A 16,463-nucleotide genomic window follows, 5' to 3' on the forward strand; every position below is an offset into this window, starting at 1 on the left:
TTCCGACATGTGGCTGGAAACCCCGGAAGCAGTTTTCAGTCGTCAAACGGCCGGAACTGTTCGACGGCGACCACCTTGCTTTTCGCACCAGGTGCCACATGGCAGACCACCAGTTCGCCGGGCGAGAGGTACGGTTCCTCGGACGGCAGGAGTTTTGCCAGCGCGGCCGGCATGTGCTTCGCCAGCTGGCCGAGAACGGTGGGCAGCGCGGGGCGGTGGGTGCAGACAACCACGGGCCGCCGTTTGTCGAAGAGCGACTCGATCACGGCAGCAGTCTTTTTTGGACTTCGCTCGTGCCGGTGTTCGGTCAGGGCTTCGGCCATCTTCACTTTCGCGCCCACTGCCTTGACGTACGGTGCAACGGTAGCCACACACCTCAGCCATGGGCTCGTCACCACCCGCGGCGGCTTCCAGGCCTGCAACAGACGCCCCACGGCCTGCGCCTGGCGGGTTCCGGTTACGGCGAGGGGCCGCTCGCCTTCCGCCTTGGTCCAGGACGAGCGCGGTTTCGCCTTTGCGTGGCGGAGGACCACGAGCGGCCAGGTGTCCAACTCCCCGCGTTCGTGCGCTTCGCGCAGGTACTGCAAAGGTTTGGCGTCGGTGGGATTGGACAGCAGCGTGGACGCCTTCTCCGGGGTGCACCACATGAGACCGTCCACCTCTTTGCCGTCCGGAACGAGACCGGTTCCGTTGGCCTTGACGGCCCAGTAGTGGACCACTTTGAGGCCCGACGCCACGTGGTAGTGGATGGCCGGCAGCGGAATCCCCAGTGCCGCGTCCAGCCCGATCTCCTCCCGCACCTCACGGACAGCGCATTCAGGTATGGTCTCGCCGTCGTCGATCTTGCCCTTGGGCCACGACCAGTCGTCATAGCGGGGACGGTGGATCAGCAGGACTTCCAGCCTGTCTTTGGTGACGCGCCAGGGAATGGCTCCGGCAGCAGTGACTGCTACTGGTTCCCCCGGATGGTCTGTCTGGTCAGCTACGAGTGCATCGCTCGACAAAACTGTTGCCCTTACCGCCGGCTCAGGCTGCGCTGCCGGGGACGCGACGCCAGCAGCCATGACTGGACGTCCTCAAGGGGTTTCCCGTCCTCGGTCAGGTGGTGCCGGGTCCAGTTGCCCCCGCTGTCCAGGTGCCAGCTGGCGGTTTCAGGAGCGAGGTAGCGCCGGAGCAGGTCCAGGACGTAGTTGATGTCGTCAGCGCTGCCAAGCTGCACCAGCGCCTCAACGCGGCGGTCCAGGTTGCGGTGCATCATGTCCGCAGATCCGACGTATACCACGGGATCCCCGCCATTGGCGAAGGCAAACACGCGGGAGTGCTCCAGGAACCTGCCCAGGATGGAGCGCACCGTGATGTTGTCACTTAGTCCCGGAACGCCGGGGCGGAGCGAGCAGATGCCGCGGACCACCACGTCCACCTTCACCCCGGCCTGCGAGGCCCGGTACAGGGAATCAATGATGGCCTCGTCCACCATGGAGTTGACCTTGATCTGCACCCGCCCGGGCACTCCGGCCCTGGCGTTGCGGATTTCGGTTTCGATCCGGTCAATGAGCCCGGACCGCACGGACCGCGGCGCAACGAGCAGGCGCTTGAACGTCGACTTCGGCGCGTACCCGGACAGCTGGTTGAACAGCTTGGACAGGTCCTCGCCCACCTGGTCGTTGGCGGTCAGCAGGCCCAGGTCCTCATAGTAGCGGGCTGTCCTGGGATGGTAATTGCCCGTGCCGATGTGGCAGTAGCGGCGCAGCCCGTCCACTTCCTGCCGCACCACCAGGGACAGTTTGCAGTGCGTCTTCAGCCCCACGATGCCGTACACCACGTGCACGCCGGCCTGCTCAAGCTTGCGGGCCCAGGAGATGTTGGCCTGCTCATCGAAGCGGGCCTTGATTTCCACCAGGGCCAGCACCTGCTTGCCGGCCTCCGCGGCGTCGATCAGGGCGTCAACGATGGGTGAGTCGCCGGAGGTGCGGTAGAGGGTCTGCTTGATGGCCTGGACCTTGGGGTCGGCCGCGGCCTGCTCCAGGAAGGCCTGGACGGAGGTCGAGAACGAGTCGTAGGGGTGGTGCAGCAGGATGTCGCGGCGGCGCATGGCAGCGAAGACGTTGGCGGCCTTGGACGTCTCGGACTCGTTAAGGAAACGGGAGGTGTGCGGGACGTGCTTGGGGTAGTGCAGGTCCGCGCGGTCAATGCCGGCGATGACGGACAGCCCGCGGAGGTCCAGCGGGGCCGGCACCGAGTAGACCTCCGATTCCTCCACGCCCAGTTCGCGGATCAGGAGCGCCCGGATGTTGGGGTTGATGTCATTGGTGACCTCGAGCCGCACCGGCGGGCCGAAGCGGCGCCGCAGGAGTTCCTTCTCGAGTGCCTGCAGGAGGTTCTCGGCGTCGTCCTCCTCGACCTCCACGTCCTCGTTGCGGGTGACCCGGAAGGTGTGGTGTTCCAGGACCTCCATGCCCGGGAACAGCTTGTCCAGGTGTACGGCGATGACATCTTCCAACGCGATGAAGCGGGCCACCCGGCCTGGCACGGCGCCCGCGCGGGGACCGTCGATGGAGATCAGGCGGGGCAGCTGGTCCGGCACCTTGACGCGGGCGAACAGCTCCTTGTCGCTGATGGGGTTCCGCACCACCACGGCGAGGTTCAGCGACAGGCCCGAGATGTAGGGGAACGGGTGCGCCGGGTCCACTGCCAGGGGCGTCAGGATGGGGAACACTTTCTCCGCGAACATAACGCTGAGCTGCTGCTGGGCGGCATCGTCCAGTTCATCCCACTGCATGAGGTGGATGTGCTCGTAGGCCAGTGCGGGGCGGATCTGCTCCGCATACGCCTGCGCGTGCCGCTGCTGGAGCCGGTGGGCTTCCTCGCTGATCTGTTCCAGGACCTCCACCGGGCTCAGCCCGGCCGGGGAGGGCACGGCGAGGCCGGTGGCGATGCGGCGCTTCAGCCCGGCAACGCGGACCATGAAGAACTCGTCGAGGTTGGACGCGAAGATGGACAGGAAGTTGACCCGTTCCAGCAGATGCAGGGACGGATCCTCGGCGAGCTCCAGGACCCGGGAATTGAAGGCGAGCCAGCTCAGTTCGCGGTCCAGGAAGCGGTCCGGGCGGATGTCTCCGTCGGGCTGCAGGTTGGGTGCAAACTCGGGAATGTCGATGCGGTCCTGGGTGGCCCGGGATGCGGGCACCTCGGATGAGCCGAAGCGGGCGCGCACGGGCACTGCAACATCCTGGGACGTGGCTGTTCCGGAAGGTTCCGGGTTCATGGCATCTCCTTTACCTGGGCGCTTGATGCTGGCGCTTCCGGCCCGCGCGGTTCTGCTTCAACCTTACAAGCATCCGTATCCGGAAAGCCTTGGATTCAGGTCCTCCGGCCGTGAAGTAAGCCGACTGGCCTAACTGGCCGCCACCGGTCCGTACATCACGTCCATGTCCCAGCGGGTGAATCCCAGCCGCCGGTACAAGGAGACGGCGGGAGTGTTGTCCGCGTCCGTGTAGAGCATCACCGCGTGCAGGCCCAGATCCTGCAGGTACCGGATCCCGGCGATGGTCAGCGCCTTGCCAAGACCCATGCCCTGTGCCTCGGGCGCTACCCCCACCACGTACACTTCGCCGATCGCCGGGTGTGACCCGTGCTGCGGATGCACCTTGGTCCAGTGGAAGCCGAGCAAACGGCCGCCGGCATCCTCGGCAAGGAGGAAGCCGGAAGGGTCGAACCATTCCTCCGCCATCCGTGCCTCCAGGTCCGCCCGGGTGAGGCTGCCCTGCTCCGGGTGGTGCGCAAAGGCCGCTTTGTTGAGCGCCAGCCAGGCATCCTCATCCTGGCCCGGAACAAAGGCGCGCAGCGACACACCGTCCGGAAGGCCGGCGTCGGGAAGGTCGGTGCCTGCCGTCGTCATGCGCATCTTCCACAACTCACGCACCGGTGCATACCCGTAGCGGGCAGCGAGGTCGGCCGCGGCCTCATGGTTGCCGTGCGACCAGGCCTTCAGGCCGTCCAGCCCGCGGGCCTCCAGCAGGGCACCCACCAGCCGGTCCGCCACACCCTGGTTGCGGTAGGAGGGGTGGACGGCGATTTCCAGGATGCCGGTGCCGTCCGGCTCTTCAACCACGACGGCGAATCCCGCCAGGTCCTGGCCGGTGGCGGGATCGGAGTCCTCGTCAGGGGCATACAGCGCCAGGGTCAGCAACGAATGCTCAGCGGAGTTCCCGGCGCGCATGGTCACCAGTGTCTGCTCGGAGATCGAGGGGTTGCCGTCCGCCTCCTCTGCAGCTGCCAGCAGGCCGCGGCAATCCTGGAGGAGTTGCGGGTCAACCCCGCCGCGGACAACAAGGACGGGCCACTTTTCAGGGTGCGCTGGAGTCATAGGGCAAGGCTATACGGGTCACGGCCCCGGTCAGGCCTCGGTGAGCTCGTCTTCCTGCTGCCGTACCAGGGTCAGGCGGTACCCGACGTTGCGGACCGTGCTGATCAGGTTCTCATGGTCCGGTCCCAGCTTTGCGCGGAGCCGCCGGACGTGGACGTCAACGGTGCGCGTGCCGCCGTAGTAGTCATAGCCCCACACCTCGGTGAGCAGCTGCTGGCGGGTGAATACCCGGCCGGGATGCTGGGCGAGGTACTTAAGGAGCTCGAATTCCTTGAAGGTCAGGTTCAACGGCGCGCCGTTGACGCGGGCCGTGTAGCTCGCTTCGTCGATGATGACGCCGGCGGCACGGATTTCGCTGGGCGCGTCCTCCTGCTCGGGTACCGCCCGGGCGACGGAAAGCCTGATGCGTGCCTCCACCTCTGCGGGGCCGGCCGAATCGAGGACGATGTCATCCACAGCCCAGGCGGACGACACGGCCGCCATGCCGCCTTCGGTGAGGATCAGCACCAGCGGTGCGCTGAGCCCGGTGGCTTTCAGGAGCTGGGTGAGGGAGCGGGCCCCCACAAGGTCCTTCCGCGCGTCCAGGAGCACGATGTCGCAGGGATCGGTCTCGAGCAGGGCGGTAGGCTCGGCGGGGAGGATGTGCACCCGGTGGTTCAGCAACTCCAGAGCAGGCAGGATGTCTACCGAAGAGCCGGTGCTGTTCGTCAGTAACAGGATGTGCGACATTGTTCCTCCAAGGGCTGTCCGCGCATCATTGGGCGACTAAACCGGATTTTCACCGGCCGGTACAGGCTTCCTGCCCGGATTCAAGGCCGGTGTGGAGCTGCCGGCCCGCCACCTGGACAGGGAGCGTAGCTGAACCTTGAGTATACCCGGCAGCCCCTGTTGGGCCAGAGATTACCGGGCTGCAAAGGCACGTTTTGCGACATATCCCGGTCACATAAGGCAGGATTGAGCAAGGGCGGCATGCCCTGCCATGAAGGGGGACACCCCGCCGGTCGACGCCAGGATGGGATGACAGCGCAGTGAGTGCAGAGATGAAGCGCAGGCCGGGTTCCGCATGACGGCAGAACTGCAGGCGCCCGCGCGCTCCCTCGGTTCCTGGACTATCGGCATTGCGGGAATCGCAGGCCTGGCAGCGATCATCGCCGGCGTCTACAGCTCCCGCGAGGCCCTCGTGGCTGTTGCTGTCCTCATCGCCGCAGCGGTCGGAATCGGCTGGCCGCACTTCCTCCGGATCCCGGCCAAAAAGACGCTCGCCGCAGTCATCGCGCTGCCCGGTGCGGGATCCGCTGCCGCCGCCGCGGTCGCCCCCGCCCCCGGCTACCTGGACTGGACCCCCGGATTCATGGCGCTGGGGATGATGGCCGTGTTTGTGGTTCAGCTGATCCGCGGCACCGGACAGGCCCAACGGCTCGAATCAACGCTTGGCTGCTGCGTAGGGGTCCTGCTCTCCTGCCTGGGCTCAGGCTGGGTGGCCGGGGCCAGGTTCAACGGAATCCGGGAAATGCTGCTCGTGGCGGCCATCAGTGCTGCTGTGGCGTTGCTCACAGGGCTTATCCGCTGGCCGGACCGGATGGTGGCGCCGCTGGGCATGGTTTTGGCCGGGCTTGCCGGCCCGCTTGCCGGGCTGGTGCTGTCCGATATCGCTGTCCTGCCGGCCGCTGTTTTCGGCGTCGTGGTCGGCGCGGTGCTGGCCAGCTTCCGCCGGATGGTGACCCTCCGCGGTGCCCCCCTGAACCTTGCCGCGGCGCTCAGCATGGGCCTTGCACCCGTGTCCGCCGTGGGCTCGCTCGCCTACTTCATAGACAAGCTCCTCATCTACTAACGCGTTAGGATGGCATCATGTCCGTACTTGCTTTTGAAATCTTCTTCCTTGTCCTGCTCGGCATCGCCAGCCTGTCCATGGCATGGTTCGCCGGCTTCGTGGTCTACCGCCTTTTCAAGGGCCAGAAGTAGACCACCCTTCACGGAGCTAGCCGTATTTCGAGGTAATAGCTGTGCCCATTGAGATTCCCACGGATCTGACCCCTGAACTTGTCCCCCTTTCCTGGCTCATCGGCGAGTGGGAGGGCCGCGGCCGGCTCGGCAGCGGGGATGAGGACTCGGAGCACTTCCTGCAGCACGTTTCCTTTACGCATAACGGCCTGCCCTACCTCCAGTACCGGGCGGAGAGCTGGCTGACCGACGACGACGGCACGCGCCTTCGCCCGCTCACTGTTGAGACAGGCTTTTGGGCGCTGGAGCGCAAGCAGCTTGATGCCGACGGCGGTCCGGGCCTGGTGCCGGCAGACATCGTGCCGGCGCTGAAGAGCGCCGATGAGGTGGAAGCCCTCCGCAACAGCGAGGGCGGCTTCGACATTTCGGTTTCCATCGCCCATCCCGGCGGCATTTCCGAGCTGTACTACGGGCAGATCAAGGGACCGCAGATCCGGCTCACCACCGACATGGTGATGCGGGGAAGCCATTCAAAGGACTACAGTGCCGCAACCCGGATCTTCGGTTTGGTGGACGGCAACCTGTTGTGGCGGTGGGACGTGGCAACAGGCGGAGGGGGCGGCAAGGGCCTGGAAGCGCACGCGTCAGCCTTCCTGAAGAGAGTCTCCTGACCCCTGCCGGGCTGGAATACCCGCCCACTGAAGGACGTTGGCCTGAATATGACTATCCCCAGCCCTCTGTTGTCGCGCCCCGGCGCGGTTGAGGCCGCCGGTGCGGACGCGGGCGTCGCGTTGCACTATGGCGAGCCCCTGCGCGAGCAGCGCGCCCTCGCCGCCGGAACCGCCGTCGTCGATCTTTCCCACCGCGGCGTGGTGACCGTCACCGGACCGGACAGGTTGAGCTGGCTCAACACGCTGTCCTCCCAGCAGATCACCAACCTTGCGCCGGGGGAGTCCAGCGAGCTGCTGCTCCTCAGCGTGCAGGGCCGGATCGACTTCGACGCACGGGTGATCGACGACGGCGGCACCACCTGGCTGATCGTCGAGGCTGCCGAAGCGGCGCCGCTGGCGGAATACCTCAACAGGATGAAGTTCATGCTCCGGGTGGAGGTGGCCGACGTTTCCGCCGACTGGGCTGTGATGGGCAGTACCAGGGCGGTTCCCGAATGGTCCGGCCTGCTTGCCTGGCAGGACCCCTGGCCGCACGTCAGCGCAGGCGGTTACTCCTATGCCACCGTGTCCGAGGAGGACCACCCCGGCCTGGAGCGCCCTTGGTTCGAGTACCTCGTACCAGCAGCAGAGCTGGAGAAGGTTGTGGCGGACCGCCCCCTTGCCGGCACCCTGGCCGCCGAAGCCCTTCGCGTAGCCGCCTGGCGGCCGCGCATCGGCGCCGAGGCGGACGATAAGACCATTCCGCACGAGCTCGACCTGCTCCGTACCGCGGTCCACTTGGCCAAGGGCTGCTACAAGGGCCAGGAAACTATTGCCCGCGTCCACAACCTGGGTCACCCGCCGCGGCGCCTGGTGTTCCTGCAGCTGGACGGGTCACAGCACACCATGCCCGCCGCCGGCAGCCCGGTGCTGGCGGGGGAGCGCAAGGTGGGAACCGTAACCTCCGTTGCCCAGCATTACGAGATGGGACCGGTGGCGCTGGCGGTCATAAAACGTTCGGTGGCTCCGGATGAGATACTGACGGTCCTTGACGGGGACGAACCGTACCCCGCCAGCCAAGAACTCATCGTCGCTCCGGACGCCGGCCAGGTGGTGGGGCGCCAGACCGGATTCCTCAGGGGGCCACGCGAATGACCAACGACAGTGCCGAAGCAACGGCAGGGCCGGACGACGACGCCGTCGCCCTGGCGCACACCCTCTTCGAAGGTGCCCGGGAAGGGAACACGGAGCTGTTGCGTGCCTACCTGGAAGCAGGAGCGCCGGCCGGGCTGACCAACGCCGCCGGCGATTCGCTCCTGATGCTCGCAGCCTACCACGGCCACGCTGACACCGTGCAGTTGATCCTGCAGCATGGCGCCGGGGCGGATGCTGCGAATGACCGCGGGCAGACGCCCCTCGCTGGAGCCGCGTTTAAGGGCTACACCGACGTAGCACGCGTCCTGCTGGCCGCCGGCGCCGACCCTGACGCCGGCACCCCGTCAGCACGCGCAGCGGCGCAGATGTTTGCCCGCCAGGAGATCCTCGATCTCCTGGGTTAGCCTCTCCGGGTCCGCCCGGAAGCCAAACCCTGAAGGATGATCGAGTGGAAAACGTAGCAAAGCCCTGGCCGGCCCTGTGGTCGCTGGTCATCGGGTTCTTCATGTTCCTGATTGACAGCACCATCGTGTCCGTGGCCAACCCGCGGATCATGGAGGGCCTCGGCGCGGACATCAACTCGGTGATCTGGGTGACCAGCGCCTACCTGCTGGCGTACGCCGTCCCGCTCCTGATCACCGGCAGGCTGGGCGACCGGTTTGGTCCGAAGAAGCTCTACCTCGCGGGGCTGGTGGTGTTCACCCTCGCCTCGTTGTGGTGCGGGTTGTCCGCGAATGTGGAAACCCTTATCGCCGCCCGTGTCCTCCAGGGCCTCGGCGCGGCGATCATGACACCCCAGACCATGGCCGTCATCACGCGGATCTTTCCGCCGAACCGGCGCGGGGCGGCAATGTCCGTCTGGGGCGCCACCGCCGGCATGGCCACGCTGGTCGGTCCCATCCTGGGTGGAGTCCTCGTGGACGGACTGGGCTGGCAGTGGATCTTCTTCATCAACCTGCCGGTGGGGATCGCCGGCTTCATCCTGGTGCTCCGCAACGTTCCTGACCTCAGCACCCGACCGCACCGGTTCGACATCCCGGGGGTGGTGCTCAGCGCCGTCGGCCTCTTCCTGCTGGTCTTCGGCATCCAGGAAGGGGAGACGTATAACTGGGGAACCATTGTTGGACCCGTGAACGTCTGGGGGCTCATTATCGCCGGCCTGGCCGTGCTGGCGGCGTTCGTGGTGTGGCAGCGGTTCAACAAGGGCGAACCGCTCCTGCCGCTGGGGCTGTTCCGCGACAGGAACTTCTCCCTCGCCAACATCGGCATCACCACCGTCGGCTTCACCGTAACCGCATTCGGCCTGCCACTGATTTTCTACTACCAGATGGTCCGCGGGCTCACGCCCACGCAGTCCGCCCTCCTGATGGTGCCCATGGCTTTGATCTCCGGCGGCCTTGCGCCGGTGGTGGGCAGGATCGTGGACCGGGTGAATCCCAAGTACCTCGCCGTGGGCGGCCTCTTGTTGATGGCGGTGGCGCTGGTGTGGAACGCGGCCTTGATGCAGCCGGACACACCCATCCTGATGTTCCTGCTGCCCAGCGCCGTCCTGGGCTTCGCCAATGCCGGCATCTGGGCCCCGATCAGCACCACCGCAACGCGGAACCTGCCGCCGCAGCAGGCGGGTGCCGGCTCGGGCGTCTACAACACCACCCGGCAGTTCGGCGCGGTGCTGGGCAGTGCCGCAATCGCCGTGCTGATCCAGGCCCGGCTTGCCGCGGAGTTGTCCGCAGAAGGGCAAACCGGCCCGGAAGCTTCGGGTGAGGGGATGGCCCTCACGGGTACTCTACCGGAAGCCCTGCACAACGGATTTTCGACGGCGATGGGCCAGTCCATGCTGCTGCCCGCCGCGGTGGTCCTGGTAGGCGCGGTTGTGGCGTTGTTCTTCGCGAAACCTCAGCCGGTGGGGCACTGGGGCGGGGCCCCTGCCTCAGCCAAGGTGGACGCTGGTCTGGATTCCACCGGCTGAAAGGCCCAGCTTCCGCGCCAGCGCGAGCGATCCCGTGTTGCTGACGTCCGTTCGCCACTGCAGCGTCAAGCCTGCTGCCAGGGCTTCATGCGCCGCGATGGATGCCGCGAGTGACCCAAGCCCCTGCCGGCGCCATGCCGGATCCACCAGGACCCCCAGGTGGGCCAGCAGTCCCTCCCACTCGGCGTAGGCGCCGCATGCCAGGGGAACCCGCCGTCCGTCCACCTCATGCAGGATCGTGTAGCGGTTCTCCAGATCTGACAGGCCAACTTCGTTGACGTCGTCCGGCGGGCACCTGCCCTCCAGCTCTATCGCCTCCGGGTTGCCGTGCGAGACGGTCATCTCCCCGGCGGGCTGCTGCAGGGGCAGGTCGTCCGCAAAGAAGAGCGCCGCTGCCCCCAGCCCGTGCCCGCCGTGGGCACGGGTCAGGGTCAGGAGCGTCACGTGCTGTGCCATCTCCTCGTCCGGTATCCCCGCTGCCGCGTCAATGATCCATTGCGGCCCCACCAGCGCGGAACTTCCGAACAGGCGGATGAATTCCACGGTGCGGGCCGACTCGTCGGCCCGCACGATCCGCTCGCCTGAGGCAAGGGCATCACCGAAGGCGTCGTCGTCCAGTCCCAGGCGGCGGGCCCAGGCAAGCTGGATGATGGCGGCAGAACCGGGGTCGAGTGTCATGCTCCCAGCCTAGGACTGCCGGAAGGCTCAGCCGAACAGCACCGCCGCTTCGTCATAGCGGCGCTGGGGGACGGTCTTAAGCTGGCCGAGGGCTTCCTGGAATCCTACGTGCCGGATGTCAGTGCCTTTGAGGGCCACCATGGTGCCCCAGTAGCCTTCAACGACGGAGTCGATGGCGGCCATGCCCAGGCGGGTGGCCAGGACGCGGTCGTACGCGGAGGGGACGCCGCCGCGCTGGATGTGGCCCAGGATGGTGGCGCGGGTTTCGATGCCCGTGCGGGCTTCGAGCTCGGGGGCAAGCTGGTCTGCTATGCCGCCGAGGCGGGGCCGGCCGAAGGTATCCAGGCCGCGTTCGGAGTGCGGGGTTTCCATGTGCGCCGGGACAAAGCCTTCGGCGACGACCACCAGGGGTGCGCGGCCGCGGGCGTGGGCTTCCTTCACCCACTCGGTGACCTGGTCGATGCTGACTTTTTGTTCGGGGATGAGGATGGCGTGGGCGCCGGCGGCCATCCCGGCGTGCAGGGCGATCCAGCCGACGTGCCGGCCCATGACTTCGGCGATCATGCAGCGGTGGTGGGATTCGCCGGTGGTGCGGAGCCGGTCGATGGCTTCGGTGGCGATCTGTACGGCGGTGTCGAAGCCGAAGGTGTAGTCGGTGGCGTCGAGGTCGTTGTCCACGGTCTTGGGGACGCCGACGATCTTCAGCCCGGCGTCGGTAAGGCGTTTGGCGGCTGCGAGGGTGCCTTCGCCGCCGATGGCGATGATGGCGTCGATGCCCAGGCGGTCCATGTGGGCTTTGATGACCTCGGGCCCGCCGCCGTTGTCGAAGGGGTTGGTGCGGGACGTGCCGAGGATGGTGCCGCCCTGCTTGGCGATGCCGCGGACCATGGTGCGGGGGATGTCGATGATGTCGCCTTCCACCACGCCGCGCCAGCCGTCGAGGAATCCGACAAATTGGTGGCCGTGGATGGCGATGCCTTTCAGGACGGCGCCGCGGATGACCGCGTTCAAACCGGGGCAGTCGCCACCGCTGGTAAGGATTCCAATTTTCATGATTTGGCTCAAATCCTGGGAGAGTGTTTACAGGCAGAGCGCCACGCTGAGCTCACCTAGAAGTGTAGTGGGAGGTGTGGGTTACGACACAAACCCGTTACAAGGCCGCCGCCAGTAAGCCGTCAACGCCTGAAGCTCCTGCTCAATGAGGGCAGGAGCTTCAGTGGCCGGTAGTTTCCGCTTAGGGCCGGTTGAGCGAGCGGCGGTCCAGGAACGTCTGCAGCGGGATCACATTGCGCTGGTCCGGAAGGACCACCCACGCCAGCAGGTAGAAGATGACCGCCGGGCCGGGCAGGAGGCAGAAGACCAGGAACGCGATGCGCACGTAGGCGACGTCAACGTTCAGCTTGGCTGCGATGCCGCCCAGGACTCCGCCGAGCCACCGTTGCGGGCCGCGCTTCAGGCCGAGGCCCCTGACGATGCTGAAAAACTTGTCCATGGCTCAAGACTTCCGTGTTGTTGTGTCGTTGTCACGTTTCCGGGCGGAGAGCAGGCCGCCCACCACCAGTGCTGCGCCGGCTCCGATCATGAGGCCGATCAGCACATACGTGCCGTTGAGGGTCACGAACCCCAGCTGCGCGACGATGATGAGAGCCGCAAGCGCCAGGACGATAAGTCCCCACACGATGGTGCCCACCCGGGCGCTTGCCGGTCCCGTAGCCTCGTTACCCGCCGTCGTCGGGGTTTCCGTGAAGTAGCTGCCGGGCACGTAGGGCTCCGGTGCCGGATTGCTGTTGCTCATCTCAGTTGCCTTCCTCGATGGTGACATTGCTGAAGGTGCCGTCGATCTGGACGACCAGCGGGGCGCCGGGTTCGTCGGTGTTGTAGCTGCTTTCGCGGGTGGTGGTGCCGCCGCGCTGGCCCGTCGCCTCGTTGAGGTTTCCCATGGTCATATCGGCTTTGATGTCCACCGGCATGTTGTCCGGGATCACGACGGTGACGTTGCTTGCCGTGATGTCCAGGGGAATTACGACGTCGGACGGCAGCGGGGCGGTCGCCCCCAGGTTGGTGAGGTCCACCGTTCCCCGTCCGGCGGTGATGTCGATCCCGTCGCGGGCCTCGGCGATGCTTGCCGGACTCCAGTTCACCTGCTGGAACCGGAGCCGGTCGCCGTTGCCCACCACGTTGTACACGCCGCCGGCAATCAGTGCGATCACCGCGAAGAGGCTGAGGACCCCGGCAGTCCGGCCGCGGATCCCGGAGATCAGGATGCCAAGGCCCAAAACCGCCGCCGCGGTGGCCCACACGATGGCGTTCGCGGAGTCGCCGAGATTGATGACGTTGGCAGCGTCCAGGGCCTTGAGTCCGCCGCCTGCCAGCAGTGCTGCCCCTGCGGCGATGGCGACGGCGGGAGCTCCGGGGCCTGCCGGCCGTTGCTTCGGCGGCCGCGGGGTGCTGCCGCCGTACGGGGTTCCGCTGCTGCCGGTTCCGTCGCCGAAGGAGCCGCCGCCATAGCTGCCGCCGTAGGACGGCATGGAGCCCGCGGCCGGGGAGGTGCCGTAGGTGGTGCCGGTTGCCGAGAAGGAGGAGGTGCCGGACGTTCCGTAGTCCGCCCCGTAAGTGCTGCTGTATCCGCTGGTTCGTTCCCCGGCCATGGCGGGCCGGGTGCCCTTGTTGCGCTGGGAGAGGTAGTAGATCAGGTAGATGGCACCGCCCACCCAGAAGACTGTCCAAAGGAATCCGCCGAAGCCGTTATGGCTCCATCCCCAGAAGCCGCCGCCCAGCCCGGTCAGGCCGATGACAGTCGCGATCAGCGAACCTGTCATGCCGGTGGACCAGCGGCCGGCTCCGGCTTCCTGGACGTGGATCCTTCCATCCGGTTCCGGCAGGAAGGCCCAGGCGAGGCCGTACAGCAGGACGCCGATGCCCGCGAAGAGGGTGAGGACAATAAAGACGCCGCGGATGATGAGCGGATCGACGCCCAAACGGTGGGCGATTCCGCTGGACACGCCGCCCACCCAGCGCTCGCTGCCCCGGTAGATGCCGTGGCTGCGGACCCAACTGAAGAAGTCCGTGGACTGCGCTGTGGTGGAGGAGCCGTACCGCGGGCCGGGGAACTGGCCGGACGGCGCGTCCTGGCTGCCCTGTTGGCCCGAGTAGCCAGCGTCGCCGCTGCTGCCGGTGTGGCCGGCGTCGTTCCCGGCGCCTTCCGGCGAACCGGAGTCCTGTGCTGCGGAGGTGTGCTCGGACGGATCCGAAGGTGTGGTCGACGATGACGGCAGGGGCTCGGTGGGCCGCTGGTTGCCTGCTGGCAGGGGCTCGGTGGGCTGGCCGTCGTCAGGGGAGGAGGGCTTCGAGTTCATACCTAAATCCTCCTGTTTGTGCTGGTCAGCGCTCTACTGGGGGATACCCTGACCGGTCCCTGAGTCGCCCCCGGTTGATGCCGGAAAGCGGTCCGGTAAACCCTGATCCGTGCTTGGATTGTTCCATGGCCACCATCCCCGTAAGACCGCCGCTGGCCCGCAGCAGCGACCGCGTCATCGCCGGCGTGTGCTCCGGCCTGGCGGTCCACCTGGGCTGGCCGGTCAAGAATGTGCGGGTTGGCATGGCGCTTGCAACCCTTGCCGGTGGTGCGGGCCTGGTATTTTATGCCTGGCTGTGGATCATGGTTCCCACCGCCGATGAGGCCGCCCGGCGCAACGCCCGCCGCCCGGCGTCGCCCATTGCGCCTGCCGTGAGCCAGCCGTCCGGCCCCGGGGCCTTTGCCCCGGGTATCGCGAGTCCTGCTGTACAAGCCCAGGGCGCCGCAGCCGCGGACATGACCGCCGCCCCTCTGCCCGGCCCTCCATCTGCAGCTGGTGCCTCGCCTTTGCGCGGAGCTTCCGGAAGCAGCACGGCGGATGCGGGCCAGCCCGAGGCAACGCCCTGGTTCCGTTTCCGCAGCATGAAGTATGGCAAGGAAATACTGCTCGGCTGCGGCCTGCTGCTGGTGGCCGGAATCATGATCGCGCAGATGCTGGGCGTGGACGTTCCGCTCGGAACCCTGATCCCCGCCGCGGCGGTGCTGGGCGGTGCCTCCATCGCCTGGATGCAGCTGGACGAGACCCGGCGCGCGGGCCTGGTGGACAAGACCAAGGCTGACCAGGCCGGGGGCTGGGCCCGGCTGGCCGCAGGCCTGGCGCTGGTGGTGGCAGGCGTGCTGGTGATGGTGTCCGGCTCCGGCTCCTGGGAGCAGACCTGGCTTGCTCTGCTGTCCTCGGTGGCTGTCCTGGGCGGGGTGGTGCTCGTCCTGCTTCCGTGGGCGCTGAAGTTCTGGCGGGACCTGGAGTCCGAGCGGGCCGGCCGCATCCGGGAGATGGAGCGGGCGGAGATCGCCGCCCACCTCCACGATTCGGTCCTGCAGACGCTCGCCCTGATCCAGCGCCGCGCAGGCAACGAGCACGACGTCGTCCGGCTGGCACGGGCGCAGGAGCGCGAACTCCGCGGCTGGCTGTTCCAGGACCCGGGCCGGGAAGCGGGCCAGCTTTCGGACCGGATCAAGGCGGCGGCAGCCGAGGTGGAAGACCTGCTGGGCAACGCCGTCGAGGTTGTCAGCGTGGGGGACGCCGCCATGACCGAGGCCCACGAGGCCATGGTGCAGGCCAGCCGCGAAGCCATGTTCAACGCCTCCCGGCACGGGGGCGGCACAGTCTCGGTCTACCTGGAGGCCTCCGAGGCGCAGGCGGAGATCTTCATCAAGGACAGGGGGCCTGGTTTTGAGCTCTCAGACGTGCCGGAGGACCGGCTCGGCGTCCGCGAGTCCATCATCGGCCGAATGAAACGGCACGGCGGCACCGCCGCCATCCTCAACACAGGCACCGGCACGGAAGTCCGGCTGCGGCTGCAGTCCGCGGGCACTGATGCTGCGGAAGGAAAACCATGAACCTGACCCAAGGGACCGCCGACCCCCGCCCCGCGAACCCTGTCCGCGTGGTCATTGTGGACGACCATGCCATCTTCCGCTCCGGCCTTAAAGCCGACCTCGGCCCCAGCATCCACGTGGTGGGCGAAGCTGCCACAGTGGAACAGGCTGTTGCCGTCATCGCGGAGCAGCGCCCCGACGTCGTGCTTTTGGACGTGCACCTTCCCGGCGGCCTGGGCGGCGGCGGACGCGAAGTCATCGCAGGGTCCGCCGCGCTGCTGGGCTCCACCCGGTTCCTTGCCTTGAGCGTGTCGGATGCCGCGGAAGACGTGGTGGCGGTAATCCGCGCCGGTGCCCGCGGGTATGTAACCAAGACAATTTCCGGTGCAGAGATCACCGACGCCGTGTTCCGTGTGGCCGGTGGCGATGCTGTATTCTCGCCGCGGCTGGCAGGGTTCGTCCTGGACGCCTTTGGCACAGCCCCGGCGGACATCGCCGACGACGAACTGGACAAGCTCTCGGCACGGGAACTGGAAGTCATGCGCCTGATCGCCCGCGGCTACAGCTACAAGGAAGTGGCCAAAGAGCTGTTCATCAGCATCAAAACGGTGGAAACCCATGTCTCGGCCGTCCTGCGGAAGCTGCAGCTCTCCAGCCGCCACGAACTCACCAAGTGGGCCGCCGAACGCCGCCTCCTCTAACCGACGCTCTCTCCTTTCCTGCAGCCTATTCCCAAACGCTCTCGCACTCGATGCACCATAAAACGCAGCGCTCTCTCACTTCCCTAAAGGAAGTGAGAGAGCGCTTACG

At 66.9% G+C, this 16,463-nt stretch carries 16 protein-coding genes; 7 read left to right on the forward strand and 9 right to left on the reverse strand.

From position 1 onward, the window contains the following. Positions 1 to 35: 35 nt before the first annotated feature. The 4 genes from FDW83_RS03145 to FDW83_RS03160 all read right to left on the reverse strand — a co-directional run bounded on the left by FDW83_RS03145 (position 36) and on the right by FDW83_RS03160 (position 5,095). A complete protein-coding gene (locus FDW83_RS03145) occupies positions 36 to 1,004 on the reverse strand; it encodes an NUDIX hydrolase (RefSeq protein ID WP_138136455.1) in 969 nt (322 codons plus the stop codon). An 11-nt stretch (positions 1,005 to 1,015) separates the two neighbouring features. Then, positions 1,016 to 3,265 (reverse strand): RNA degradosome polyphosphate kinase, encoded by a 2,250-nt coding sequence (locus FDW83_RS03150; RefSeq protein WP_138136163.1) that lies wholly within the window; start codon positions 3,263 to 3,265, stop codon positions 1,016 to 1,018. Positions 3,266 to 3,394: 129 nt separating this feature from the next. Then, positions 3,395 to 4,366, reverse strand: a complete 972-nt coding sequence (gene mshD, locus FDW83_RS03155) for a mycothiol synthase (RefSeq protein WP_138136164.1) — start codon at positions 4,364 to 4,366, stop codon at positions 3,395 to 3,397. A 30-nt stretch (positions 4,367 to 4,396) separates the two neighbouring features. Further along, the gene (locus FDW83_RS03160; RefSeq protein WP_138136165.1) at positions 4,397 to 5,095 is read right to left on the reverse strand and encodes a response regulator transcription factor; all 699 of its coding nucleotides are present in this window, start codon (positions 5,093 to 5,095) and stop codon (positions 4,397 to 4,399) included. A 334-nt stretch (positions 5,096 to 5,429) separates the two neighbouring features. Between FDW83_RS03160 and FDW83_RS03165 the strand changes: the two genes are divergently transcribed. The 5 genes from FDW83_RS03165 (at position 5,430) to FDW83_RS03185 (ending at position 10,081) form a co-directional block, all read left to right on the forward strand. Next, positions 5,430 to 6,197, forward strand: a complete 768-nt coding sequence (locus FDW83_RS03165) for a permease (RefSeq protein WP_138136166.1) — start codon at positions 5,430 to 5,432, stop codon at positions 6,195 to 6,197. A 172-nt stretch (positions 6,198 to 6,369) separates the two neighbouring features. Further along, entirely contained in the window at positions 6,370 to 6,978 is a 609-nt protein-coding gene (locus FDW83_RS03170) for an FABP family protein (protein ID WP_138136167.1), read from the forward strand. A 48-nt stretch (positions 6,979 to 7,026) separates the two neighbouring features. Continuing rightward, positions 7,027 to 8,112 carry a folate-binding protein YgfZ gene (locus FDW83_RS03175; RefSeq protein ID WP_171027431.1) on the forward strand — a complete coding sequence of 362 codons (1,086 nt, stop codon included), beginning with the start codon at positions 7,027 to 7,029 and terminating at the stop codon, positions 8,110 to 8,112. Next, on the forward strand, positions 8,109 to 8,516 hold the full coding sequence (locus FDW83_RS03180) for an ankyrin repeat domain-containing protein (protein WP_138136168.1): 408 nt from the start codon (positions 8,109 to 8,111) through the stop codon (positions 8,514 to 8,516). The genes FDW83_RS03175 and FDW83_RS03180 overlap by 4 nt, the downstream gene beginning before the upstream one ends. Positions 8,517 to 8,560: 44 nt before the next feature. Next, positions 8,561 to 10,081 carry a DHA2 family efflux MFS transporter permease subunit gene (locus tag FDW83_RS03185; protein ID WP_138136169.1) on the forward strand — a complete coding sequence of 507 codons (1,521 nt, stop codon included), beginning with the start codon at positions 8,561 to 8,563 and terminating at the stop codon, positions 10,079 to 10,081. Here the strand turns inward: FDW83_RS03185 and FDW83_RS03190 are convergent. From FDW83_RS03190 to FDW83_RS03210, 5 genes are all read right to left on the reverse strand, one after another. Further along, on the reverse strand, positions 10,043 to 10,759 hold the full coding sequence (locus FDW83_RS03190; protein ID WP_138136170.1) for a GNAT family N-acetyltransferase: 717 nt from the start codon (positions 10,757 to 10,759) through the stop codon (positions 10,043 to 10,045). The two genes, FDW83_RS03185 and FDW83_RS03190, sit on opposite strands and share 39 nt — an antisense overlap. A 27-nt stretch (positions 10,760 to 10,786) precedes the next feature. After that, positions 10,787 to 11,812 (reverse strand): ATP-dependent 6-phosphofructokinase, encoded by a 1,026-nt coding sequence (locus FDW83_RS03195; RefSeq protein ID WP_138136171.1) that lies wholly within the window; start codon positions 11,810 to 11,812, stop codon positions 10,787 to 10,789. Positions 11,813 to 11,993: 181 nt separating this feature from the next. After that, a complete protein-coding gene (locus FDW83_RS03200; protein WP_138136172.1) occupies positions 11,994 to 12,251 on the reverse strand; it encodes a PspC domain-containing protein in 258 nt (85 codons plus the stop codon). Between the two features lie 3 nt (positions 12,252 to 12,254). After that, positions 12,255 to 12,554, reverse strand: coding sequence for a hypothetical protein (locus FDW83_RS03205; protein WP_138136173.1), 300 nt, complete (start codon positions 12,552 to 12,554; stop codon positions 12,255 to 12,257). 1 nt (position 12,555) lies between these two features. After that, the gene (locus FDW83_RS03210; protein ID WP_138136174.1) at positions 12,556 to 14,115 is read right to left on the reverse strand and encodes a PspC domain-containing protein; all 1,560 of its coding nucleotides are present in this window, start codon (positions 14,113 to 14,115) and stop codon (positions 12,556 to 12,558) included. A gap of 125 nt (positions 14,116 to 14,240) precedes the next feature. Between FDW83_RS03210 and FDW83_RS03215 the strand changes: the two genes are divergently transcribed. After that, on the forward strand, positions 14,241 to 15,674 hold the full coding sequence (locus FDW83_RS03215; protein ID WP_138136175.1) for an ATP-binding protein: 1,434 nt from the start codon (positions 14,241 to 14,243) through the stop codon (positions 15,672 to 15,674). Next, complete coding sequence (locus tag FDW83_RS03220; RefSeq protein ID WP_171027432.1) at positions 15,671 to 16,354, forward strand: response regulator transcription factor; 684 nt, start codon at positions 15,671 to 15,673, stop codon at positions 16,352 to 16,354. The genes FDW83_RS03215 and FDW83_RS03220 overlap by 4 nt, the downstream gene beginning before the upstream one ends. The last annotated feature ends 109 nt before the right edge of the window (positions 16,355 to 16,463 follow it).

Origin of the sequence: Pseudarthrobacter sp. NamE2, from assembly GCF_005796205.1 — a bacterium.
In the GTDB taxonomy this organism is placed as follows: Bacteria; Actinomycetota; Actinomycetes; order Actinomycetales; family Micrococcaceae; genus Arthrobacter.